This window comes from Aquabacterium sp. (genome assembly GCF_016195855.1).
Taxonomy (GTDB): Bacteria; Pseudomonadota; Gammaproteobacteria; order Burkholderiales; family Burkholderiaceae_C; genus Aquabacterium.
Genome location: NZ_JACPYU010000003.1, coordinates 748793 through 772911 on the forward strand (window position 1 = coordinate 748793; position 24119 = coordinate 772911).

The 24119-nt window shown below is 64.7% G+C and carries 21 protein-coding genes and 1 pseudogene; 5 read left to right on the plus strand and 17 right to left on the minus strand.

Translation table 11 applies throughout. The features are described 5' to 3' along the window. Positions 1 to 41: 41 nt before the first annotated feature. The 3 genes from grxD to HY019_RS04850 all read left to right on the plus strand — a co-directional run bounded on the left by grxD (position 42) and on the right by HY019_RS04850 (position 1448). A complete protein-coding gene (gene grxD / locus HY019_RS04840; RefSeq protein ID WP_035036140.1) occupies positions 42 to 359 on the plus strand; it encodes a Grx4 family monothiol glutaredoxin in 318 nt (105 codons plus the stop codon). Positions 360 to 366: 7 nt separating this feature from the next. Beyond that, positions 367 to 945 (plus strand): UbiX family flavin prenyltransferase, encoded by a 579-nt coding sequence (locus HY019_RS04845; RefSeq protein ID WP_290688786.1) that lies wholly within the window; start codon positions 367 to 369, stop codon positions 943 to 945. 116 nt (positions 946 to 1061) lie between these two features. Continuing rightward, the gene (locus HY019_RS04850) at positions 1062 to 1448 is read left to right on the plus strand and encodes a c-type cytochrome (protein ID WP_290688788.1); all 387 of its coding nucleotides are present in this window, start codon (positions 1062 to 1064) and stop codon (positions 1446 to 1448) included. Here HY019_RS04850 and HY019_RS04855 read toward each other — a convergent pair whose 3' ends face one another. Then, positions 1449 to 2129 (minus strand): lytic transglycosylase domain-containing protein, encoded by a 681-nt coding sequence (locus HY019_RS04855; protein WP_290688790.1) that lies wholly within the window; start codon positions 2127 to 2129, stop codon positions 1449 to 1451. It abuts the gene before it with no gap. A 29-nt stretch (positions 2130 to 2158) separates the two neighbouring features. Further along, complete coding sequence (locus HY019_RS04860) at positions 2159 to 3907, minus strand: proline--tRNA ligase (RefSeq protein WP_290688791.1); 1749 nt, start codon at positions 3905 to 3907, stop codon at positions 2159 to 2161. 104 nt (positions 3908 to 4011) lie between these two features. Here HY019_RS04860 and HY019_RS04865 point away from each other — a divergent pair, with 104 nt between their 5' ends. Beyond that, positions 4012 to 4623: an RNA pyrophosphohydrolase gene (locus HY019_RS04865; protein WP_290688792.1), complete on the plus strand. Its 612-nt coding sequence runs from the start codon at positions 4012 to 4014 to the stop codon at positions 4621 to 4623. A 94-nt stretch (positions 4624 to 4717) separates the two neighbouring features. On the opposite strand, the gene HY019_RS04870 is transcribed toward HY019_RS04865, so the two are convergent. From HY019_RS04870 to HY019_RS04925, 12 genes and pseudogenes are all read right to left on the minus strand, one after another. Next, the gene (locus tag HY019_RS04870; protein ID WP_290688793.1) at positions 4718 to 5788 is read right to left on the minus strand and encodes a putative solute-binding protein; all 1071 of its coding nucleotides are present in this window, start codon (positions 5786 to 5788) and stop codon (positions 4718 to 4720) included. Positions 5789 to 6036: 248 nt separating this feature from the next. Then, complete coding sequence (gene proB, locus HY019_RS04875) at positions 6037 to 7155, minus strand: glutamate 5-kinase (RefSeq protein ID WP_290688795.1); 1119 nt, start codon at positions 7153 to 7155, stop codon at positions 6037 to 6039. 41 nt (positions 7156 to 7196) lie between these two features. Next, positions 7197 to 7919 (minus strand): histone H1-like repetitive region-containing protein, encoded by a 723-nt coding sequence (locus tag HY019_RS04880; protein ID WP_363302371.1) that lies wholly within the window; start codon positions 7917 to 7919, stop codon positions 7197 to 7199. 3 nt (positions 7920 to 7922) lie between these two features. Continuing rightward, positions 7923 to 8960 (minus strand): annotated as a pseudogene (gene cgtA / locus HY019_RS04885) (Obg family GTPase CgtA); the annotation flags it as partial. A 200-nt stretch (positions 8961 to 9160) separates the two neighbouring features. After that, the gene (gene rpmA, locus HY019_RS04890; RefSeq protein ID WP_035038670.1) at positions 9161 to 9418 is read right to left on the minus strand and encodes a 50S ribosomal protein L27; all 258 of its coding nucleotides are present in this window, start codon (positions 9416 to 9418) and stop codon (positions 9161 to 9163) included. A 57-nt stretch (positions 9419 to 9475) separates the two neighbouring features. After that, on the minus strand, positions 9476 to 9787 hold the full coding sequence (rplU, locus tag HY019_RS04895; RefSeq protein ID WP_035043084.1) for a 50S ribosomal protein L21: 312 nt from the start codon (positions 9785 to 9787) through the stop codon (positions 9476 to 9478). Between the two features lie 63 nt (positions 9788 to 9850). Next, the gene (locus HY019_RS04900) at positions 9851 to 11260 is read right to left on the minus strand and encodes a patatin-like phospholipase family protein (RefSeq protein WP_290688798.1); all 1410 of its coding nucleotides are present in this window, start codon (positions 11258 to 11260) and stop codon (positions 9851 to 9853) included. Positions 11261 to 11327: 67 nt separating this feature from the next. Continuing rightward, positions 11328 to 12290, minus strand: coding sequence for an arginase (rocF, locus tag HY019_RS04905; RefSeq protein WP_290688800.1), 963 nt, complete (start codon positions 12288 to 12290; stop codon positions 11328 to 11330). Positions 12291 to 12308: 18 nt separating this feature from the next. Next, complete coding sequence (locus HY019_RS04910) at positions 12309 to 13214, minus strand: TIGR00730 family Rossman fold protein (RefSeq protein ID WP_290688802.1); 906 nt, start codon at positions 13212 to 13214, stop codon at positions 12309 to 12311. Between the two features lie 137 nt (positions 13215 to 13351). After that, positions 13352 to 14125, minus strand: a complete 774-nt coding sequence (locus tag HY019_RS04915; protein WP_290688804.1) for a HesA/MoeB/ThiF family protein — start codon at positions 14123 to 14125, stop codon at positions 13352 to 13354. A gap of 46 nt (positions 14126 to 14171) precedes the next feature. Then, positions 14172 to 15614, minus strand: coding sequence for a S41 family peptidase (locus HY019_RS04920; RefSeq protein ID WP_290688805.1), 1443 nt, complete (start codon positions 15612 to 15614; stop codon positions 14172 to 14174). A 238-nt stretch (positions 15615 to 15852) separates the two neighbouring features. Next, entirely contained in the window at positions 15853 to 16833 is a 981-nt protein-coding gene (locus HY019_RS04925) for an MBL fold metallo-hydrolase (protein WP_290688807.1), read from the minus strand. Positions 16834 to 17007: 174 nt separating this feature from the next. Here HY019_RS04925 and HY019_RS04930 point away from each other — a divergent pair, with 174 nt between their 5' ends. Next, entirely contained in the window at positions 17008 to 19782 is a 2775-nt protein-coding gene (locus tag HY019_RS04930) for a CHASE domain-containing protein (protein ID WP_290688809.1), read from the plus strand. Between the two features lie 183 nt (positions 19783 to 19965). On the opposite strand, the gene HY019_RS04935 is transcribed toward HY019_RS04930, so the two are convergent. The 3 genes from HY019_RS04935 to HY019_RS04945 form a co-directional block, all read right to left on the minus strand. After that, positions 19966 to 21828 carry a nucleoside-diphosphate sugar epimerase/dehydratase gene (locus tag HY019_RS04935; protein ID WP_290688811.1) on the minus strand — a complete coding sequence of 621 codons (1863 nt, stop codon included), beginning with the start codon at positions 21826 to 21828 and terminating at the stop codon, positions 19966 to 19968. Positions 21829 to 21887: 59 nt separating this feature from the next. Continuing rightward, on the minus strand, positions 21888 to 22235 hold the full coding sequence (locus HY019_RS04940) for a chorismate mutase (RefSeq protein WP_290688813.1): 348 nt from the start codon (positions 22233 to 22235) through the stop codon (positions 21888 to 21890). A gap of 264 nt (positions 22236 to 22499) precedes the next feature. Next, on the minus strand, positions 22500 to 24068 hold the full coding sequence (locus HY019_RS04945) for a glycosyltransferase family 39 protein (RefSeq protein WP_290688815.1): 1569 nt from the start codon (positions 24066 to 24068) through the stop codon (positions 22500 to 22502). Positions 24069 to 24119: the final 51 nt, after the last annotated feature.

A 24119-nucleotide genomic window follows, 5' to 3' on the forward strand; every position in this document is an offset into this window, starting at 1 on the left:
TGATATAACCGGGCTGTTTTCATTTCTGACATGGTTTGCATATGAGCGACGTTCAACAACGCATTGACGACCTGGTTAAGGGCAACCGCGTCGTGCTGTTCATGAAGGGCAATGCCCAATTCCCGCAATGCGGTTTCTCGGGTCGCGCGATCCAGATCCTCAAGGCCTGCGGCGTGACCGAACTCAAGACGGTCAACGTGCTCGAAGACGAAGAAATCCGTCAAGGCATCAAGGACTACGCCAACTGGCCCACGATCCCGCAGCTCTACATCAACGGTGAATTCATCGGCGGCTCGGACATCATGATGGAGATGTACCAGGCAGGCGAGTTGCAACAGACGCTGACCGCTGGTCAGTGAGCCTGGCGTGACCGAGCTCACGCACCCTGCCCGTCTGGTCATCGGCATCACCGGTGCCAGCGGCGCGGTGTACGGTGTCCGGCTGCTGGAGCGCGCCCGTGCCCTGGGTGTGCAGACGCACCTGGTCGCCACCCCAGCGGGCATCCTCAACGTCCACCACGAACTGGGCATGGACCGCTCCGAGCTGGAAGCCCTGGCCAGCCAGGCCCATGCCCCGGGTGATGTGGGCGCCTGCATTGCCAGTGGCAGCTTCATGACCGATGCGATGGTCATTGCCCCCTGCTCCATGAAGACGCTCGCCGCCGTGGCACACGGCATGGGCGACAACCTGCTCACCCGCGCTGCTGACGTCACGCTCAAGGAGCGGCGCCGGCTCGTGCTGATGGTGCGCGAAACCCCCTTCAACCTCGCTCACCTGCGCAACATGACGGCGGTGACCGAGATGGGCGGCATCGTCTTCCCGCCCTTGCCCGCCTTCTACCACCGGCCGCAAAGCATTGACGAGCTGGTCAACGAAACGGTCGAGCGCGTGCTGGCCATGCTGCACATCGACCAGGCACAGCCGCGGCAATGGCGCGGCCTGTGAGCTTGTTCACGCGCCCGGCAGATTGATGTGTCAGGCCGGCCCCGCGGCGGCCGGATACTGCATCTGCGGCCCCTCAGAGCCCGTAACAAGGCGCATCTGAACGGTCCCCGACAGCCATGCCGACACACACCTGTTCTGCCAGTTTGTTCAGCGTACTGGGCTTGCTGTGCCACGACCTGGCATCGGCCCAGGACAAGCCCAGAACGGGCGATGCCATCGCAGGCCAGCGGCTGTATCAAGCCTATTGCACGCGCTGCCATGCGGTGGACGAGAACAAGATCGGCCCCGCGCACCGGGGCGTCTACGGGCGGCTGGCAGGCAGCGCCCCCCACTACGACTACTCCACCGGCCTGACCTATGCCGACTTCGTGTGGAACGCCCGCACACTCGACCTGTGGCTGAAGGACCCCTCTGCGATGGTGCCCTGGCAGCAAATGGACTTCCAGGTGCCTGACCCGCAAGAGCGGGCCCACCTGATTGCCTACCTGAAGACCCTGCGCTGATCAGCGGCGGGGCGAGGCACCCGCATCGGCGACCTGCGTGCCCGCGCCATCAGGCAACTGCCACGCACGACGCGCGGCCGTGACCATGTTAGGGTACTCAGGGCGCCCGCGGCTGCCGTTGTAGCGCCCCAGGGCCATGAAGAGGTTGCCCTTTTCCACGTCCAGGTAGTGGCGCAGGATCACGCAGCCAAAACGCAGATTGGTCTGCATGTGAAACAGGCTGCTGGCCTCGCCATTGCCGATGGTGCGTGACCAGAAAGGCATGACCTGCATGTAGCCGCGCGCCCCGACGGGCGAGATGGCGTACTTGCGGAAACCGCTTTCCACCTGGATCAGGCCCATGACCAGGCTGGGGTCCAGCCCCGCGCGCTTGGATTCATAGCAGACCGTCTGCAGGAACTCGCGGCGAACCAGGTCTTCGGGCTTGCGTTTGGCCAGTTTGGCCTCCAGCCCGAAAGCCCAGGATTCGCACTGCTGGCGCTGCCCCGCATCGGCAAACACCAGCGCCGGCGCCGTGCCACTGCCCACCGCGGCAGACAGGGCCGTGCGCACCGCATCGGCCAGCGGCTCTTCGATCTGACCGCCGGCCAGGGAAGAGGCAGGCGCCATCAAACCCGCCAGCAGCGCAAGGCTTGCCAGCGCGCCAGTCAGGGAAGTGGTCCAGCGGTGCGACATGAACATCAACAATAAACCAGCTTGCCCCAGTGCGGTCAGCCGATTTGCAGGCGCGACAGCACGTGATTCAGGACTTCCGTCACGGCAATCTTGCTGGCGGCGGCATCCTGGCGGCCCTGGTACTCGGCCAGCCCCTCTTTCAGGCCCTTGTCACCCAGTACCACGCGGTGCGGCACACCAATGAGCTCCCAGTCGGCAAACATGGCACCGGGGCGCTCGCCACGGTCGTCCAGGATCACGTCCACACCCTTGGCCAGCAGTTCGCTGTGCAGCTTGTCTGCGGCGGCCTTGACGTCTTCCGAGCGGTCATAGCCCACCGGGCAGATCACCACCGCGAAAGGCGCAATCGACTCCGGCCAGATGATGCCGCGCTCATCGTGCTTTTGCTCGATGGCGGCGCCCAGGATGCGGGTCACGCCGATGCCATAGCAACCCATCTCGAAATGCTTGGGCTTGCCGTCCACGTCCAGGAAGGTCGCGTTCATGGCCTTGGAGTACTTGGTGCCCAGGTAGAACACGTGGCCCACCTCGATGCCGCGCTGGATGGCCAGCACGCCCTTGCCGTCTGGCGAAGGGTCCCCCTCGACCACATTGCGGATGTCGGCCACCAGATCGGGCTCGGGCAGGTCACGGCCCCAGTTCACGCCCTGGATGTGGAAGCCCTCTTCATTGGCACCACACACAAAGTCAGCCATGTTGGCCACGGTGCGGTCGGCGATGACCTTCACGGGCTTGAGCAGCTTGACCGGGCCCAGGTAACCGGGCTTGCAGCCGAAGTGCTCGACGATTTCCTTTTCGGTGGCGAAGCGGAAGCCCGCCTTCAGGCCTTCCACCTTGCCTGCCTTGACTTCATTGAGGTCGTGGTCGCCACGCACCAGCAGCAACCAGACGGTGGACTTGGCGATCTCGCCATGCTCGTTGAGCTCGTCGGTGGCCAGCACCAGGGACTTCACCGTTTGCGACAGGGGCAGGCCCAGCAACTCGGCCACATCAGGGCAGGTGCTCTTGCCGGGTGTCGCCACCTTCTCGAAAGCCACGCTGGCCGCACCGCGCTGCGCGATCAGCGCCACGGCCTCGGCCAGCTCGATGTTGGCGGCGTAATCACTCGTGGGGCAGTAGACGATGGCGTCTTCACCCGTGTCGGCGATCACCTGGAACTCGTGTGAGCGGTCACCGCCGATGGCACCGGTATCAGCGGCCACGGCACGGAACTGCAGACCCAGGCGCTCGAAGATGCGGGTGTAGGCCGCGAACATCGCGTCATAGGTCTTGCCGGCGCCTTCCACGTCGCGGTCGAAGGAGTAGGCGTCCTTCATGGTGAACTCGCGGCCACGCATGATGCCGAAACGGGGGCGGCGCTCGTCGCGGAACTTGGTCTGGATCTGGTAGAAGTTCTTGGGCAGCTGGCGGTAGCTGCGCAGCTCCTGGCGGGCGATGTCGGTCACCACTTCTTCAGCGGTGGGCTGGATCACGAAGTCGCGCTGATGGCGGTCCTTGAAGCGCAGCAGCTCGTCACCCATCTTGTCGAAGCGACCCGTCTCCTGCCACAGCTCGGCTGGCTGCACCACGGGCATGATCAGCTCGACCGCACCGGCCTTGTTCAGCTCCTCGCGGATGATGCCTTCCACCTTGCGGATGGTACGCAGCCCCATGGGCATGTAGTTGTACAGACCTGCGCCCAGCTTCTTGATGAAGCCCGCGCGCGTCATCAGCTTGTGGCTGACGATCTCGGCGTCGGCAGGGGCTTCCTTGAGGGTCGAGATGAAGAACTGGGAGGCTTTCATATGCGCAAAAAATACACCGCATGAATGAGGCATTGACAAACCCCACTAGGCTTAACGCCTGCGCGATGCAATAATGAAACTAGTTGAAAAATTCGGAGTTGATTATGCTCGACCGGGAAGGCTTTCGTCCCAACGTCGGCATCATCCTGCTCAATCACCGGAACCAGGTATTTTGGGGCAAACGCATCCGCACCCATTCCTGGCAGTTCCCGCAAGGCGGCATCAAACATGGTGAGTCGCCAGAGCAGGCGATGTTCCGCGAGCTCCACGAAGAAGTGGGCTTGCTGCCCGACCACGTCCGCATCATCGCCCGAACCCGCGATTGGCTGCGCTACGAGGTCCCCCAGCACTTCATCCGCAAGGACGCCCGGGGTCATTACAAGGGCCAGAAACAGATCTGGTTCCTGCTGCAGCTGACCGGTCGCGATTGCGACATGAACCTGCGCGCCACCAGCCACCCCGAGTTCGATGCCTGGCGTTGGCACGAGTACTGGGTACCCCTGGAGGCCGTGATCGAGTTCAAGCGCGGCGTGTACGAAATGGCGCTGTCCGAGCTGGCGCGCTTCCTGCCCAAACCACAAGGCCACCAGAACCGCTACCTGCGCGGCAACATGCGTGGCAGCAATGGCCGGCGCCAGGATGGCGGCGACTTGGGCATGGACGACCATGACACTGACGACAGCGGCGTCAGGCTGGTCCAGATCGAGTTGAAATGAACCTGGCCAGGCCATGAAAAAAGGGGCTCCTTGATGGAGCCCCTTTTGCTTGATGCCTCGGCAAACCAGCACCTCCCGCAGGAGGCGCCCGGCGTCACTCGATTTCGGTCTTGGTGGCGCACTCGGCATCAGTCGGGTTGATGCTGCAGCGTGCGCGCTTGATGATGTTCAGGCCCTGCTTGTTGTACAGGCCTTGCTTGGCGATCTCGATGCGCGACTCGCGGAACATCAGCACGTACTTGGGGATGCTGTCGGCAGGCAGCTCGTCCCACATCTTGGCGGGGATGCCCTTCTCAGCCGTCTGGATGATGCCCAGGGCGCGATCGAACTGCGACAGCCAGTACTGGCGCGACTTCTCGCCAAAGCCTTCGGGGTATTTGGTCTTGTTGAGGATGACCTGCACCGTCGGGATCATGATCGGGAAGCGGCCAATGCCACCGGTCGTGCCGATGCCCTTGTACAGCTCGAAAGGCTTGAAGGCCACGGCCGGCAGGGTCACCATGTCCACGAAGCCGTTGTTGAACTTCGGGCCGATGTTGGTCACGTCCACCGACACAGGCTGCGCACCGATGCGCTGGATCATCACGCCCTGGGCCTTGTCGTAGTCGAAGGCGGCGATCTTCTTGCCTGACAGGGCTTCGACGGAGTTGATCTTGCGGTCACGCACGATGGGGTAAGCGGCGCCCAGCGGGAAGATGCCGCCGACTTCGTAATTGCCTTCCACCATCAGCTTGGCGGCCTGGGGCGAGGCGAACACCTGCACCACCTTGCGCACGACTTCGTAGCTGGCGTCGATGTCGACCTTGCCGTTCTTGATCACGGTGGTCGAGCCGATGCTGTCCAGCGAACCGGCCACCATGTTGAACTGGCGGGTGCGGAAGGCCGTGGCGATCACGCCATCACACTGGCCGGCACGGAAGTCTTCGATGGCGACGCGCTCGTCGACATAGCTCTTGAGCTCGATGTCCGCGCCATTTTTCTGCATGGCCAGCGCGTAGTCGGTTGCGGATGCGTACACGTCGCCCGTCTTGCCTGCCACGTCCCAGACGCAGATCAGGGTCTTGGCTTGTGCGGACATGGTGACACCCATGGTGCCGCCCAGCACGGCGGCAGCAGCCAGAGAAAGAGGGGAAAGGCGAGCGAGGGTGCGTTGGATCAGAGCCATCAGGAGACCTCCTTGGAGGATTCAGAAAGAAAAGGAAACAAGGGTCACGTTTTTAACGTACAACGCCACCACCCCAAGGACAGTACGAACCCTTGGTCACGAGCAAAGAGGGGGTCCAAAGCGTGCCGCCGCTTGCGATGGGTGAAATTTCCCTGACAAAAGTTACCTGAGGTTAACGCGCTTGCGCGCCTTGAAAGCGCCCCACGAGCGTGCTTCACACGCCTCATGCAACACGCCTCGCGCCACGCTCAAGCCAGAACCAGGTTGTCCCGATGGATCATTTCGGGCTCGCTGGTAAAGCCCAGCACCGCCTCGATTTCGGACGAGGCCTTGCGCGCAATCAGGCGCGCCTCGCTGCTGGCGTAGTTGGCCAGCCCGCGGGCCACATCCTGGCCCGCACGGTTGCGCACGGCGATCACGTCGCCACGGTGGAACTCGCCCACCACCTCGACCATACCGATGGGCAGCAGGCTCTTGCCTTCATCACGCAATTTGGTGACCGCGCCGTCGTCGATCACCACGGCACCGCGCAGCTGCAGATGGTCGGCCATCCACTGCTTGCGGGCGGTGAGTTTGGCCGTGGCGGCCACGAACAGCGAGCCAATGGCCTCGCCTTGTGTCAGGCGCACCAGCACATCAGGCTCGCGGCCCCAGGCGATCACGGTGGACGCCCCGCTGCCGGCCGCACGTTTGGCTGCCAGCACCTTGGTGATCATGCCGCCCGTGCCCACGCGCGAGCCGGCGCCGCCTGCCATCTGCTCCAGATCGGGGTCCCCCGCCGTACAGACGTCGATGAAGCGGGCGTTGGGGTCCTTTCGCGGGTCGGCGCTGTACAGGCCCTTCTGGTCAGTCAGGATGACCAGGGCATCGGCCTCGACCAGGTTGGCCACCAGGGCGCCCAGGGTGTCGTTGTCACCGAACTTGATCTCGTCGGTGACCACGGTGTCGTTCTCGTTGATGACCGGCACCACCTTGTGCGAGAGCAGGGTCAACAGGGTCGAGCGGGCGTTGAGGTAACGCTCGCGGTCGGCCAGGTCGGCGTGCGTGAGCAGCACCTGGGCACTGCCCATGCCGTGCTCGCTCAGCTTGGTCTCGTACATCTGCGCCAGGCCCATCTGGCCCACGGCGGCGGCCGCCTGCAACTCATGCAGCTCTTTGGGGCGCGCAGCCCAGCCCAGGCGCTTCATGCCTTCGGCGATGGCGCCGCTGGACACCATGATGACCTCGCGCCCATCGGCAGCCAAAGCCGCCATCTGACGGCACCAGGTGCCAATGGCCTCGGCGTCAACGCCCTTGCCTTCGTTGGTGACCAGGCTCGAACCCACCTTGACGACAATGCGGCGGGCGTTTTTCAACACATCGTTCATGGGCGGGCTCGGGCGTTCAATCGGGCATCAGTTGGAGAAGATCAACGGGCGGCTTTGCGGGCGGGTGCCTTTTTGGCCACGGCCTTCTTGGCAACCACCTTCTTGGCGACGGCTTTTTTCGCCGCGGCCTTCTTGGCCGCCACCTTCACAGCGACTTTCTTGGCTGGCACCGGCGCCTTGCGGGCGGCGGTCTTGCTCACCACCTTCTTGGCAACCACCTTCTTGGCAACCACTTTCTTGGCAACGACCTTTTTGGCAGTCGCCTTTTTGGCAACCGCTTTTTTCGCCGCGACCTTCACAGCAGCCTTCTTGGCGGGCGCCTTGGCGAGCACCTGCTTGGCAACGGCTTTTTTAGCCACGACCTTTTTGGCTACAACCTTTTTCGCCGCTACTTTCTTGACTGCGACCTTGACGGCAACCTTCTTGGCAGCAGGTGCCTTCTTCGCGGCTGCTTTCTTGGCAACGGCCTTCTCGGCCACCACCGTCTTTGCGGCCACCTTCTTCGCAGCGGCCTTCTTCACGACCGGCTTGGCTGCAGGCTTGTCGGCCACAACCTTCTCTGCGGCCGGCTGCTTGGTGGCGGCCTTCTTGGCTGCCACTTTCTTGGCCGCAGGCTTTTTGGCGGCCGGTGCCTTCTTCACGGCGCCCTTCACCGCACCCTTGTCGGCCTCATCCTTCTTGGGCTTGACCAAGGCTTCGATGTCGTCGTCGTAGCTCATACCCGCTTGAGCCATCAGCTCACTGGCCATGAGGTGAGGGTCCATTTCAAAACGGATGTCCGCCTCGACATGGTGCTCTTGCATCGAGGCCACGTGCTGGTAAATGGTCTGCACGAGCTGCTCGCAACCCTGACGCGTCAGCGCCGAGATCTGGAAGACCGGGCCCTTCCAGCCGTAGCGGCGCACGAATTCCAGCACCTTCTTGGCACGGTCTTCGGGCTGGATCATGTCCAGCTTGTTGAGCACCAGCCAGCGTGGCTTGTCATAGAGCGCCTGGTCGTAGATCTTGAGCTCGTTGACGATGGCACGCGCCTGCGCCACCGGATCGGTGTCGTCGAACGGAGCCAGGTCCACCACGTGCAAGAGCACGCGGGTGCGCTGCAGGTGGCGCAAGAAGTAGTGGCCCAGGCCAGCGCCTTCGGAGGCCCCCTCGATCAGGCCGGGGATGTCGGCCACGACGAAGCTCTTTTCGGGGCCCACGCGCACCACACCCAGGTTGGGGTGCAAGGTGGTGAAGGGGTAATCGGCGATCTTGGGGCGGGCGTTCGAGATCGCGGCAATCAGGGTGGATTTGCCGGCATTGGGCATGCCCAGCAGGCCCACGTCGGCCAGCACGCGCAGCTCCAGATTGATCTTGAAGATTTCGCCAGGCCAGCCGGGCGTCTTCTTCTTGGGCGCGCGGTTGGTGCTGCTCTTGTAGTGCATGTTGCCGAAGCCGCCGTCGCCCCCCTTGGCCAGCAGGCGCTGCTCGCCGTGCTCCAGCAACTCCATCATCACCTCACCGGTTTCGAAGTTGCGGATGATGGTGCCCACGGGCATGCGCAGGATGATGTCCTCGCCGGCATGGCCGAACTGGTCGGAGCCGCGACCGGCCTCGCCATTGCGCGCCTCGTGGCGGCGGGCGTAGCGGTAGTCGATCAGCGTGTTGATGTTGCGGTCAGCGACCACATAGACATGCCCGCCTCGCCCGCCGTCACCCCCGTTGGGGCCGCCGAAGGGAATGAACTTCTCGCGACGGAAGCTGATGCAACCGCTGCCGCCATTACCGGCGGCCACATCGATGGTGGCTTCATCAACGAATTTCATGAGACGGGTGTCCTTGGAATGGAGGCAAGACGGTGATTATCCCGTCTGGCGAGGCCGATCTTCACCACCTTGTCACGGGGCGAGATCAAGACCGGGAAAGAAACGACAAGAAATGACAAAAGCCCCGGCAGACCGGGGCTTTGGTTCAGCACGCTGCCCAGCCGGAGCCGGGCAAGCGTTGTAGACCGATCAGAGATCGATCAAACCGGCGTGACGATGACCGTCTTGCGGTTCAGCGAACCCTTGGTGGCGAAGGACACGGTGCCATCGACCAGCGCAAACAGGGTGTGGTCGCGGCCCATGCCGACGTTGGTGCCAGCGTGGAAACGGGTGCCGCGTTGGCGAACGATGATCGAGCCAGCGGGGATCACTTGACCGCCGTAAGCCTTCACACCCAGCATCTTTGGTTGGGAATCACGGCCGTTCCGTGTGGAACCGCCGCCTTTTTTCTGTGCCATGGATCTGCTCCTTGGTGACTGAGGTTAGACGTGACGTTTGAACATCAAGGCGCGAGATCAGGCGTTCACAGCGCTGATTTGCAGCTCAGTGAAGTTCTGACGGTGACCTTGGCGCTTCTGATAGTGCTTACGACGGCGCATCTTGAAGATGCGGACCTTGTCGTGACGACCATGAGAAACAACAGTTGCTTTGACAGTTGCGCCAGCCACCAGGGGCGTGCCAACCTTCAGTTCTGCGCCGGAGCCGACTGCCAGAACCTGGTCGATCACGATCTCTTGGCCAACGTCCGCAGCAATCTGTTCTACTTTAATTTTTTCGCCTGCAGCAACTTTGTATTGTTTGCCGCCGGTTTTTATGACCGCGTACATGTTGAGACCTTTCAAAGAAAAGAACTTGCCTCGCGTCCTGAACCCACGGCAATAGCCACAGGCTCACAAAGCGAAGCTCTCCACTTTAGCACGGTCTCTTGGAGATGTAAAGGGGCGCTGCGGGCCGACGAGCTCCACCGAGGGCATCACAGGGGGGATGAACGCCGGCACATGGAAAGTGGCGTCGTAGCTGCTGGCGGTAGCGGCGAGGGAGTCGGGAGGAGCGAAGGTCGCACCGGCCCGGCCAGCATGCGGGCCGGCTGGCCCCTCACCACTACCCTCACCCTGATGCCCCCAGCCGAAAAAGCTCTGCACTTCCTGGCGCTTGGCCAGGGCGTCGGTGAAACCCAGGTGGATCAGCTCGCGGGTGAAGGAGGACTCGAACAGCAGGTAGCTGGCCAGGGCAGAACCACGCGCCGTCTTGCCTCGCCCGTACACGCCCACGGCGCGCAGCATGGCACGCACGGCGGGCGGCAAGGCCCAGAGATGGCGGGCAGCGATGTCATCGATGCGCTGGCTGGGTGCGATCACCAGGATGTCCACCGGGCGCAATGCAGATTGGGCGCGCGCCTCCGAAGGCAGCAGGCTCAAGGTTTTGTTGATGCGCTGCATGCGCTCGATGTCCACGGCCAGCGCATCCAGGAAGATGCTGGACATGGCGTGACCGGCGATTTGCGCCAGATTGGGGTACTCGACCACGGCGTCGCGGGGCGCGGGGGGTTCGTGCAGGCGCCCTGCCCCGATCACCAGGATGCGGTCAGCACCCAGGTGGATGGCCGGCGAGATGGGCGCCGCCTGGCGCATGGAGCCGTCACCCAGGTAATGCGGGCGGCCATCGACGTGCAGCTTGACGGCCGGGAACACGAAGGGGATGGCCGACGAGGCCATGAGGTGATCCAGGCCCAGTTGGTCCTTCACGCTGATGCGTTGTGAGCGGGCCCAGGGCGTGATGTGGTGGACGCTGTCGTAGAAGGTGACGTGCTCGCCTGTTGTGTAGCTGGACGCTGAAATGGCCACCGCATCCAGATGGCCATCGGCCATGAGTTGGGGCAGGCGGTCCACCTGGAACAGCGAGGGCAGGAACTCGCGCAGCGGCTCGTTGTCCAGCAAGGAGCGCGGGCGGGCCTTGCGCCAGCGGGCCACGGCCCAACCCAGCGAAAACAGCGTCAGCCACTGGGCCCCCGAGCGGATCACACCCAGAGAGTCAGAGCGGTAGACCTGCTCGGAGCGGAAATCACGCCAGACCTCGACCATGGCGCGCACCGCCAGATCGTAGTGGTCAGCCTGACAGGCCAGGGCCAGGCCATTGATGGCGCCTGCCGAGGTGCCGCTGATGATTTGAAAAGGGTTACCCCGCCGACCTTCGCCGCTTTCTCGGCGAATCAGCTGCAGTGCTTGGAGCACGCCGACCTGGTAGGCGGCGCGGGCGCCACCACCAGTCAGGATCAGGGCAGTCTTTCCAGGCAGGCTCATGGGCCTTTATCGGTCAATAGTTGGCAAAAGTTGAGGCTGTGTGCCGCTTTATCGCCCCTGATCGGGGTCACGGCCGCCAGCGCATCAGGGTGGACTTGCCAAACAGGCTTTCCACCAGATCCACGACCAGTTCGGCCGTGCGGTTCTGCACATCGCGCGCGGGATTGAGTTCGACCACGTCCAGCGAAGCCAGGCGGCCGGTGTCGGCGATCATCTCCATGCACAACTGGGCTTCGCGGTAGGACGGGCCACCCCGCACGGCGGTGCCCACGCCGGGCGCGATGTCCGGGTCCAGGAAATCCACGTCGAAGCTCAGGTGCAGGTGGGTGCGCTCGTCCACACCCAGCAGCGCCTGCTGCATGACGGCGCGCATGCCGTGCTCGTCCAGGTGGCGCATGTCGAACACCTCCAGGCCTTGCGCGTGCACGAAGCGGCGCTCCAGCGGGTCGACGCTGCGCACACCGATCAGGCGGATGTCGTCGGGCAGCAAAGCCGGCGGGCCTGCTTCGACCTCGCCCCAGTTGCCAGCCAGACGCAAGAGGCTGGCCGGGCCGTGGCCACACAGCACCGCCACGGGCATGCCATGGATGTTGCCGCTGGGGGTGATGTCACTGGTGTTGAAGTCGGCGTGGGCATCCAGCCAGATCACGCGCAGGCGCTGCCCGGTGGCGCGGCAGTGCGCGGCCACGGCGCCAATGGAGCCAATGGCCAGGCTGTGGTCGCCGCCCAGCATCATGGGCACTTCACCGGCTTGCAAGGCTTGCGACACGGCATCGAACACGGCCTGGTTCCAGGCCAGGCTTTCGGGCAGGTGGCGGTGGCCGTCTTGTGGCGGCAAGCAGGGATTGGGTGGGCCCTGCAGGTTGCCGGCATCCAGCACCTGCAGCCCCAAGCGGGCCATGGCCTCGGGCAGGCCGGCCACACGCAGGGCTTCCGGCCCCAGCGAGGCCCCGCGCATGCTGGCCCCGATGTCGGTCGGCGCACCAATCAGCCGCAAGCGGGTGACGGGCTCGGTGACATCGGTGTTCATGTCGGGCTCCTTGTGACCTTACCAGCCGCAGGCGGTGTCGTCGTCCAGCTTGCCCAGGCCGTAGACCTTTTGCAAGGTGGCCCAGGCCTCATCGGCCGTCTCGACGTAGTGGAAGAGGTTCAGGTCTTCCGGGCTGATCATGCCCGTGTCGACCAGGTGATCGAAATTGATCAGCTTGGTCCAGAAGTCGCGCCCGAACAGCAGGATGGGGCGCTTGCGGCACTTGCCCGTCTGGATCAGCGTGAGTGTCTCGAACAGTTCATCGAGCGTGCCGAAGCCGCCGGGGAAGCACACCAGCGCCACCGAGCGCATCAGGAAGTGCATCTTGCGCAGCGCAAAGTAGTGGAACTGGAAGCACAGGCGTGGCGTGATGTAGGGGTTGGGCTCCTGCTCGTGTGGCAGCACGATGTTCAGGCCCAGGCTTTTGCCGCCCACCTCGAAAGCACCACGGTTGCCCGCCTCCATCACACCCGGGCCGCCGCCGGTGACCACGTAGATCGGGGTGTGCAGTTGGGTCGAGTGCTCGGTGACGATGCTGGCAAAGGCCCGCGCCTCTTCGTAGTAGCGCGACATCTCGACGTGGCGCTGCGCGGCGCGCACGGCCTGCTCGCGTGCGGGGCTGTCGGGCTGCTCCATGGCTTCGCGCAGCTTGGCCTGCGAGACCTCGGCCGGCAGGATGCGCGCGCTGCCGAAAACGACGATGGTGGACTCGATCGCCTCTTCGCGCTGGATCATCTCGGGCTTGAGCAACTCCAGCTGCATGCGCACGGGCCGCAGATCGGGGTGAAGCAGGAACTCCTGATCGGTGAAAGCCAGGTCGTAGCTGCTGTCCGGGCCGGCGTAGAGCGAGGGTTTGCTGGCGCTTCGGGCATCCTGACCCGCAGTGGGGAAGTTGCGCTCCAGAAGCTCTTTGGGGTTGTTCATGGCAAACGGTCCTGCTCAATGGCTGCACCGCCTGCAAACGAGCGGCGCTTGTTTGTCAGTATGCCGCCGGGGGCCGCCTGGGTGCCGTCAAATAAGACCGTCAAGCAAAGGGAGTTGCGATTTCACCGCACTCGCCGCTAACCTTGGCCACACACCGTGCAGTTGGGTTGGCGCTTGGCGCGCAGCTCCGTCCAGGTCCAGCTGCGCCCGTCCAGCAGCAGCAAGCGGCCCGCCAGGCTGTCGTGCCCGGCCCAGGGGGACATGGGTGACGATTGCAGCAGGAGCTTGAGGGCCTCGCCCGCCTGCATGACACCCATCATGCCCACCACGGGCGCAAACACCCCCAGCATGGCGCAACGTGTTTCCTCGGGCGGCGCATCGGGCGGGAACAGGCAAGCATAACAAGGCCCGGTCGGCACACGTGGGTCGAACACGCTGATCTGGCCATCAAAGCGCACCGCCGATGCCGACACCAGCGGCACACCGGCTTCGCGGCAGACGCGGTTGATCAACTGACGGATGGCGAAGCGGTCGGTGCAGTCGAGCACCACCTGGGCCTGGGGCACCCACTCGCGCAACAGGGCTTCGTCGGCCGCCTGGGCGATGGCATGCACCTGCACGCCCGGGTTGAGTTGGGCCAGCGCCAACTCGGCCGACAGCACCTTGGGTTGGCCCACCCGCTCGGTGGTGTGCGCAATCTGGCGCTGCAGGTTGGTGATGTCGACCGTGTCGGGGTCGACCACGGTGATGCGCCCTACCCCGGCCGAGGCCAGGTACATGAGAGCGGGGGCACCCAGCCCCCCGGCACCGATCACCAGGGCATGCGAGGCCAGCAACTGGTCCTGCGCCTCCTCCGACCACTCGTCCAGCAGGAGGTGGCGGCTGTAGCGCAGGCGCTGGTCGTCGTCCAAGGCTGAGCCCCTTGTCGTCGCGTTCTGCGTGGCGTTCAGGCCCAGATCACTGAGCCTTGCTGTCCTCGGGCTTGCGCTCGGTCATGGTCTTGGAGACCAGCACCGTCTTGCCTTGCAGCTTGTTGAGGGCTTGCTGCAGCGGGAAGTCTTCGGCACTGCCGAATTCAGGCAGAGGCTTGGGCGCCTCGTTCTTCTTGGCGTTGGCCTCTTCCAGCTTCTTGATGGCCTCTTCGCGCGCCTTTTCACGGGCGGCGTCCTTCACCTCGGCGCCTTGGCCACTGCCAATGTGCTTTTCCAGATCGGCTTCGCGCACACGCAGGGCCGAGTACAGGTTGCCGTCGGCGCTTTCGTCCACCATCACGTCAGGCACGATGCCCTTGGCCTGGATGGAGCGACCGCTTGGCGTGTAGTAGCGGGCGGTGGTGATCTTCAAGGCGGTGTCGGCCGTCAGCTGGCGCACGGTCTGCACCGAGCCCTTGCCGAAGGTCTGGCCACCCATGATGACGGCGCGCTTGTGGTCCTGCAAAGCGCCCGAGACGATTTCGCTGGCGGATGCCGAGCCTTCGTTCACCAGCACCACCAGGGGCACGGTCTTGAGCGCGGCGGGCAGCTTGGCAAGCGGGTCCGAGCCAAAGCGGCGCGAGTAGTCTTCAGAGCGGGCCTTGAACACGGCCTTGGACTCTGGCAACTGGCCGTTGGTGGACACCACCGGCACGTCCTTGGGCAGGAAAGCGGCGGACACGGCGATCGCGCCCTCCAGCAGGCCGCCCGGGTCGTTACGCAGGTCCAGCACCAGGCCCTTGAGCTTGGGGTCGTCCTTGTAGAGCTTCTCGACCTTGGCCACGAAGTCTTCCACCGTGCGGTCCTGGAACTGGGTGATGCGCACCCAGCCGTAGCCCGGCTCGATCATCTTGGCGCGCACGCTCTGGACACGGATCTCCTCGCGGGTGATCGTGACCGGGAAGCTGCGGTTCTCGGACTTGCGGAAAATGTTGAGCACGACCTTGGTATTGGGCTCGCCGCGCATGCGCTTGACGGCCTGGTCCATGGTCAGGCCCTTGACGTAGGTGTCGTCGATCTTGGTGATCAGGTCGCCCGTCTTGAGGCCGGCGCGGAAGGCTGGGGAGCCTTCGATAGGCGAGACCACCTTGACCAGGCCGTCTTCCATGCCGATTTCGATGCCCACCCCCACAAACTTGCCGGTGGTGCCTTCACGGAATTCCTTGAAGGTGGTCTTGTCGAAATAAACCGAGTGCGGGTCCAGCCCGGAAACCATGCCGCCAATGGCGTCACCGATGAGTTTCTTTTCATCAACGGGTTCGACGTAATCGGTTTTGATCATCCCGAATACCGCCGCCAGTTGCTGCATTTCTTCGAGCGGCAAAGGCGTCACCGAATTACGGGCCGTGGCACCGAATTGCATGGTGGTCAAGCCGCCGGCCAGCGCACCCAGCGCGACCCAGCCTGCGATCTTCAATTTGGAAGTCATGGCGTGTATTTGCCTTTTCGAACCACAGCGACGCAGGTTTCTAAACTCAACCTGCTTGATGACTGATCAGTATAGGACCGCACAGCCCCTCCTCGCAGGGAATAAGGGTGCAGTTCTGGCGCTGTTGACCGGATTGACGCCAATTTCCGGTGTCGAAATGGGCATTTGTCCCCGCCCTGTCGCACAAACCTGACGACCAGGCAGGCAAGGCGGGGAGAAATCCGGCAGCAATCCAGGCTCAGGGTGCCGACGCAGGTGCCACGGGCGCGAAGTCGATGGGCACCCAGGTGTAGCTGTTCTTGCCATCGGCGCGCACATGGCCGATGCCAGGGAACGGCAGGTGGGCACCCGCTACCAGCAGGGCGTCCTTGGCCGTCCAGCCAAAGACTTTCATGCGGGTGGCCAGGGCCTTGGCCTGGTCGTTGTCGAACTCGATGGTGACCTTTGGCTGCGGAAACTGCACCGCGGCGTTGTGCACCAGGTCGCCCCAGATCAGCAGCTTCTGACCCTTGGATTCAAACAGGTAACCAGTGTGACCAGGCGTATGGCCATGCTCGTCCACGGGCTTGATGCCGGGCTGGATCTCGTCGGTGCCCTCGAAAGTCTTGAAGTGCCCGGCCTTGACATAGGGCGCGGTGGCGTCCTGGGGGGCCTTGAAGAACATCTTCTTGTCATCGGGCGCCTTGGCCAGGCTGGCCGGGCTCAACCAGAAATCGGCATCGGCCTTGGCGGCATAAACCTGGGCATTCGGGAAGGCGGGCTGGCCTTCGGGTGTCAGCAGGCCGCCCACGTGGTCGCCGTGCAGGTGGGTCAGCAAGACAGTGTCGACCTGTGCGGGGTCATAACCGGCTGCCTTCAGGTTGCTCAGGACCTGGCCCAGCGTGGGGCCGAACACCTTGGCTGCACCGGTGTCGACCAGGACCAGCTTGTTGCCGGTGTTCACCAGGAAGGCGATCACGGCGGTGGGCGTCGGGTTGGTGCGGAACATCCGGGCCAGCAGCTTCTGGGTCTGCTCGGGGGTGGTGTTCTTGAGCAGCTTGCCGTCGAGGTTGATCTGGCCGTCATACAGGGCGGTGACTTCAAACGCGCCGATCATCTGGCGGTAGTAGCCGGGCACCTGGGTGAGGGCTTGCGGCGCTTCGGCGCGTGCGGCGGGCAAGGTGCCCAAGGCCATGAGACTCAATGCGAGCGGGGCGAACCAGCGGGGCGTACGGACCATGTGTTTTTCTCCTGGGTGGTCTGGGTGCAACGATTGGGTACTGCGGGAGCCAAAGTCTAGGGGGGATCGCCACCTGCATGCAGGGGCCACCACAAATACCCACGCCACCTGGTGACGCGCAGATGCTAAGGTGCGGGAAAAAATAACTGCCCTTCGTCCGTAAGGATCGTCCTCATGAGCCTGCGCTCCCCCCTGACCTCGCTGTCAAACAGGGGCCTCATCACCTGGTTGAGCTACACCGTCGCGGGCTTGTTGGCGGTGTCACTGTCTGCGCCCAACGAACACGTATCGCCGCTGTACCTGCCGGCTGGCCTGGCTCTGGCGTTCGTGATGGGCTGGGGGCCGGCGATGCTGCTGCCCATCGCGCTGGGTGCGGTCGCCGTCATCCTGGTGACCACCTGGCCTTTGACGGGCAGCGGGGCCACCCTCGCGGGCGTGGCCTTGATGGGCGGCATTGGCGCCAGCCTGCAGGCCTGGGTGGCCTGGCGGCTGACCTTGGCACCCGACCGGCGCCCCCTGACCCTCGAGCGCCCCGCCCAGATCGGGCGTTTTCTGATGATCGCCGGGCCATTGGCCTGCCTGGTCAGTGCCACGATTTCGGTGGGCGCGCGTGGCGCCTTGGGCCTCACCCCCATGGAAGCCTTGCCGCAAGCCTTCCTCAGCTGGTGGACGGGTGACACCCTGGGCGTGCTGGTCGGCACCCCCATGATGCTGACCCTGCTGGGGCAACCGGCCGAACTGTGGCGTGCGCGCCGTCAACTGGTCGGCATCCCCTTGCTGGTGGCGACCGTGCTGCTGGGGCTGGGTGTGCGGCAGGTCCAGATCTGGGGCGTGGAGCGCGAGAACGCCGCCTTCCAGCGGGACGCCAGCGCCACCGCTGACACCGTCCAGCACAAGTTCAACGGCTACCGTGATGCCCTGGCCGCGCTGGCCGGCGTGTTCGAGGCCTCCGAAACCGTGACCCGCGACGAGTTCACCAAGGCCTCACGCTACTGGCTGAGCTCGCTCAAGGGCATTCAGGCCATCGGCTGGGACCAGCGCCTGCAAGCCTCGGACATCGCGGCCTTTGAGGCCCAACAAAGGCAAGAGGGGCTGCCCGATTACAAGGTTTTCAATGTCAACCACCAGCCGCCCTCGTCCGGGGAGGAGCTGGCCGTGGTGCGTTACGTCGAACCACGCGCGGGCAACGAGATGGCCCTGGGCTACAACGTGCTGTCTGCACCGGCCACGCGCGATGCCTATGAGCAGGCCCGCCGAGAAGACCGTGTGATCGCCACGCGCGGCTTGCGCCTGATGCAGGAAACCGGCCAGCAGACCGGCGTGGTCGTGTACCACCCTGTCTTCAAGGGCGAGCCCTTCACGCCACAGACCCGTGTGCAAGCCAGCCAGGGTGCCGTGTTCCTGGCCTTGCGCATGGACGACGCCATGTCCGCCATGCTGCAGGGCCGCGCGGTTTACCTGGAGGCCTGCCTGATCGATGTCGGCGCCCCCCAAAGCCCGGTGCTGGGCGGCACGGCCGCGTGCAGAAGCGCGCAATGGCAGCAAGCCCATCGGCACCGTATCGACATCCCCATCGATCTGGGTGACCGGCAATGGCAGCTGGCGGTGTGGAGCGCCAAGGCGGCACCGATTGTCGGCCTGGGTGCCACCTCATGGCTGCTGGCCGTGGGGGGCGTGGCACTGGCTGCGGCGCTGGGCGCCCTGCTGCTCGTCATGACCGGCCACGCGCGCCGCATCGAGGACGCCATGGAAGAAGCCCGCCAGCAACGCAGTGCGGCCGAAGCGGCCAACCAGGCCAAGAGCGACTTCCTCTCGCGCATGAGCCATGAACTGCGCACGCCGCTCAACGCGGTGCTGGGCTTCGCGCAGGTGATGTCGCTGGACCAGCGCGAGCCTTTGCCCCCCACACAGCGCGAACGCGTCGAGCAGATCCAGCAAGCGGGCTGGCACCTGCTGGACATGATCGACGACGTGCTGGACATCTCGCGCATCGACATGGGCACCTTGCAGTTGCAGGCCGTGCCCTTGCGCCTCAAGGACGAGCTGGGCATTGCCGGCAAGCTGCTTCAAGAGGAGGCCGACCGGCATGGCGTGACCCTGGGCATGCCGCAGGACATCCCTTCGGAATGGGGTGTGATGGCCGATGCGTCGCGCCTGCGCCAGATCCTCTCGCACCTGCTGAGCAATGGCATCAAGTTCAACCAGCGGGGCGGCAAGGTGTCGGTTTCGGTGCAAGAGGGCGTGACGGGTGCGGCGACCGACAAAGGTCAGGTCATGCAGATCACCGTGCACGACACCGGCCTGGGCATGAACGCGCAGCAGATGTCACAGCTCTTCCAGCCTTTCAACCGGCTGGGCCGGGAACAAGGTGGCACGGGCGGCACCGGCATTGGCCTGGTCATCAGCCGGCATCTGGCGCTGTTGATGGGCGGGCAACTGGATGTGCAGAGTGAAGAAGGCAAGGGCTCGACCTTCACGCTGTCCTTGCCCGGGGTGAGCATGCCGCCCAAGGTTGCCAGCGTCAGCCACAAGCGGGTCAAGGCGCCCAGGACAGATGGGGAGCCCACCGCCCGCCACGTGCTGTATGTGGAAGACAACCAGGCCAACAGCGAGGTGATCCGTGCGGCGCTGAGTGCGCGCCCCTGGATCACGGTGACCGTGGCCCCGACCACCGAAGAAGGCCTGGCCGTGCTGCACAACCGCCTGCGCGGCAGCAAGCCTGATCTGATCCTGCTGGACGTGCACCTGCCCGATGCATCGGGGCAGGAGTTGCTCAAGCTGATCAAGGCCAATCCGGACACGGTGGACATCCCGGTGATCATGATCTCGGCAGACGCCATGCCCGAGCAGATCGATGCGGCCTTGAACGCCGGCGCGGCCTGCTACCTGACCAAGCCTGTGCAGCTGTCAGAGCTGCTGCGCCAGGTGGATGAGCTTCTGCCGAGTTAAGGCCCACCCCCGAGCGCCCTTGGCGCTCCCCCTCAAGGGGGCTGAGCCCGGACAAGAAAGGTCCAGTGGACCTTTCTTGCCTGGCGAAGGGCCGGGGCTTCAGCCACGGCGCGGCCTGCAAGGCCCGCCAGAGGACCGGCAGAGCCGGATCCGCGGCGGCCACTTGATCAGATCAGCGCTTGATCAGCGTGGGGCGTACTCGGGTACCAGCTCGTGCAGGCGGGCGCGCAAGACGGCCGGCGTGCTGGCCGCTTCGTCTGCGGCGAGGGCCATCAGGCGCGCCAGCCAGTCCGCAGGCAATTCACCGCGCAACTGCGCCAGACGCAGACGCGGGTGCGGCGTGGGCAGCGTGGTGTCGGCATCGGCCAGCAGCTCTTCATACAGCTTCTCGCCGGGGCGCAGGCCGCTGAACACGATGGGGATCTCGGCCTCGGTCTGGCCGCTCAGGCGGATCAGCTCGCGTGCCAGATCGGCGATCTTCACGGACTTGCCCATGTCCATCACGAAGACCTGGCCCGTCTCGGCCAGGGCCGCGGCTTGCAGCACCAGTTGGGCCGCCTCCGGGATGGTCATGAAGTAGCGGGTGATCTCGGGGTGGGTGACGGTCACCGGCCCGCCCTTGGCGATCTGCTCCTTGAACTTGGGGATCACGCTGCCGCTGGAGCCCAGCACATTGCCAAAGCGCACGGCCATGAAGCGGGTGCCCGTGCCCTGGGCCGCCCAGTGCGACACCACCATCTCGGCGGCGCGCTTGGTGGCGCCCATCACATTGGTGGGGTTCACGGCCTTGTCGGTCGAGATCAGCACGAAGCGCTTGATGCCGTGCTCGGCTGCGGCCTGGGCCACGTTGTAAGTGCCCAGTGTGTTGTTGCGCAAGGCCATCCAGGCGTTGTCGTCTTCCATCAGGGGCACGTGCTTGTAGGCGGCAGCATGGAAGACCAGGTCGGGCTGGTGGGCCTGCATGGCGCGGCGCAATGCACCCAGGTCCTTCACATCACCCACCAGGCGCACCAGGGGCAGATGCGGGAAGCGTTCACCCAGGTCCTGCTCGATCTGGTAGAGCGCAAATTCGCTCAGCTCGAACAGCACCAGGCGGCTGGGGCCAAAGCGCGCGATCTGGCGGCACAGCTCCGAGCCGATCGAACCGCCCGCGCCGGTGATCAGCACGGTCTGGCCGCTGATCAGCTTCGACACAGCCGACTCATCGAGCTTGACAGGCTCGCGCCCCAGCACATCTTCAGGCTCGATGTCGCGCACGCGGTCAATGCGGGAGCGGCCTTCGCGCAACTCGTCCGCCGAGGGCACGGTCACCACGGGCAAGCCGGTGGAGGCGGCCAGGTCCAGCGCGCGTTTGCGCTGCGCATTGGATGCCGAGGGCATGGCCAGGATCAGGTGGGTGACGTCATCGAGCACGCTGCCATCGGCCAGCAAGTCCAGCCCACCCCAGACGGTGATGCCCGCGATGCTGGAGCCCTGTTTGCGCACGTCGTCGTCCAGCAGGCCAACCACCGTCCAGCCGCGGTGCTGGATGCCGGCAATCAACAGCTTGGCCGCGGCGCCAGCGCCCAGCACGAGCGCGCGCTGCCCTGTGGACTGACGCCCCGCACGGCGGGCCCGCGAGGACTCGCTGAGCATGCGCACCGTCATGCGCGCCAGCGACAGCACGATCAGGCTGAACACGGGGTGCAGGGCCAGCACGGCGCGTGGCACCTCGACCAGGTGGGCCATCAACACGACGACGGCACTGGCCAGCCCGGCCCCGACGCACACCCAGCTCAAGCGGGTGATCTCGTGGAAGCTGGTGTAGCGCCAGGTGGCACGCGGCACGCCCAAGGCCCAGGACACGGTGCTGTAGACCAGGATCACGCCCAACAACACGGCCCAGTCATAAACAGGCCGCTCATGCAACCAGCGCTCCACCCCCATGCGGAACAGGTAGGTGGCATGCCAGGCCACGGCGATGAGCACGGCGTCGGCCAGGAGCACCACGGATTGGCGGCGAGGACGAAGCTGATCCAGCAAACGGTTCAATGGGGTCCAGAGCATGGCAAAGGCAGGAGGGGCTCGGAAGGCGCCCGCCCGGTATCAAGCGATATCAGGCGGGATCAGGCACAAATGCAGCCCGACATTGTGCCTGTGTCAGCGACCGGGCCTGTGTGCAGCGCCTGATGCTGGCGCGACTCGATCTGGATGAAGGCGGCCACCATGCTGCGGTAGACGGCCTCCACCACTTCGGGCTCGGCACCGGTCTCCAGCGCATGCGCCAGGGCCTTGTCGATGACCTGTTTGACGCGGTCCGGGGCAGCGACCTCGGCCTGGTTGCGCTTGAAGCGGGCGGCTTCGCGCACGTAGCGACCGCGCTCGGCCAGCAGGTCAACCAGCATGGCGTCGATCTGGTCGATGGCCGAACGCACGTCAGCGAGGCTGTCGCAAGGGGTGATGAAAGAAGTCATGGTGCTCTCCTGGTCTGGCTGGGGTTTGCTACCCCTCAGGAGACGGTGCCATTGCCTGCACCAACAAAAATGCCGCCTGAGGGGCGGCATCCGTTTCAACAAAAGCTCAACGTCACGCCGCCTGATGAGGGCAGCGCCACCACGAGGTGGTCAGCGAAATGAGGCGTTGGTGTGTGTTCATGCGTTACATGCTAACCCGACCGGATCAGGTTTGTCCAGCCCCTTTGCCTCACGCGCCTGCCGCGCTCGTGACGCCCTTGGCGTTCAGTGGCAACGCAGACCCTTGACCAGCAGGTCATCCCGGTCGAGCACCCACAGCGACCACAGCTTGAGCTTCATGACCGGCGGTTGCCAGGCCAGTTCAGGGTAGGACTTGACGACATCATGCGGCGCCATCACGGCCAGACGCGGATGGGTGCACAGCCACAAAGGCCATTGCGCCTTGGGAATCAGCACATGAGGCGCCAGCTTGGGGTTGAACTCACCCGCGTCGAACAACTCCTTGCGGTCGTTGTCGTGATGGGGCAGATCCGGGTCATCCCAGTTGCTGATGACGGGGATGGGGCCCGGTTGCGCCAAATAGAAAGGCAGGTCGTAGACAAACTCGTTGACGTAGACCAGGGGCACACCCTGCTTGAGCAGCGGCTGCAGCACGGGCAGCACCGACCTGGAGGACTGCTTGTCGTACTGGACGGCGACCCCGATGAGCGCCACGCACAGGACTGCCGCCACACCGCCAAACAACTTGGGCACCAACGAGGCCAACGCCGGCCAGCGGCCCGCCAGCGCATCAGCCACCAGATAGGCCAGGGGCGGCAAGGCCGGCAGGATGTAGCCAGGCAGCTTGGACGCGGGGATGGAGAAAAAGACCAGGATCACCGCCATCCAGATCCAGGCCAGGTAACGCAGGGACGCGCGCAGGCTGACTGGCTCGGTGGCCTCACCGGCATGCAAGGCGGACGCCTTGCGCTGCGGCCACCACTTGGCCAACAGCCAGGCTGGCACCCAGGGCAAGGTCAGGCCCACCATCATCGGCAGGTAGTACCACCAGGCGTGCATGTTGTTGAAGCCAGTCTGCGTGAAGCGTTGGAAGTGCTGGTACACGAAGAAGTAGTGGAAGAAGTCCGGGTACAGGCGCTGCATGGCCACGAACCAGGGCGCGGCCACCAGGCCGAACACCAGCAGGCCCGGCAGGGACAACATGGCAAGGATGGCGCGCCAACGCCCGGTCAACAACAGCCACAGCACGAGCACGGCACCGGGCAGCACCAGCCCGATCAGGCCCTTGGCCAGCAGCCCCAGGGCCGCCAGGCCATAAGTGCCCCACAGCGCCAGGCGATGAGCCTGGCCGGCTTCGCGCGCCAGCACCGCATGCGCGCCCAGGGCCACCGTGGCCGAGATGCAGCCGGCCACCAGCATGTCCAGGTTGGCGTACTGCGCACCACCGAAGTAGAAGGGTTGTGTGACCAGCACCAGCGCAGACCAGCCCGCCAGCCTGGGCCCCGCCCAACGGCGCACCAGCAGGTACAGGCCCATGGCACCCAGCCAGGCGCCCAAGACCGATGCCAGCCGCGCGGCCCACAAGGTCAGGCCGAAGGCCTTGAGCGACAAGGCCGTGAGCCAATAAAAGAGGGGCGGCTTGTGGAAAAAGGGCAAGCCATTGAGCGTGGGCGTCAGCCAGTCGCCGCTGCGGATCATTTCCCAGGCCACGCCAGCGTATCGGCCTTCATCGGGCACAGCCAGCGGACGCCACCAGGCCGTGCACACCAGCCAGGCCAGCAGTGCCAGGCCCACGCCCCAGATCGGCCAGTTTGTCTTGGAAGCTTGCGTCACAACAGGGACCATCCTTGTGGAAAGAACAGGGCGACCGCCCCCAGGGCCGTC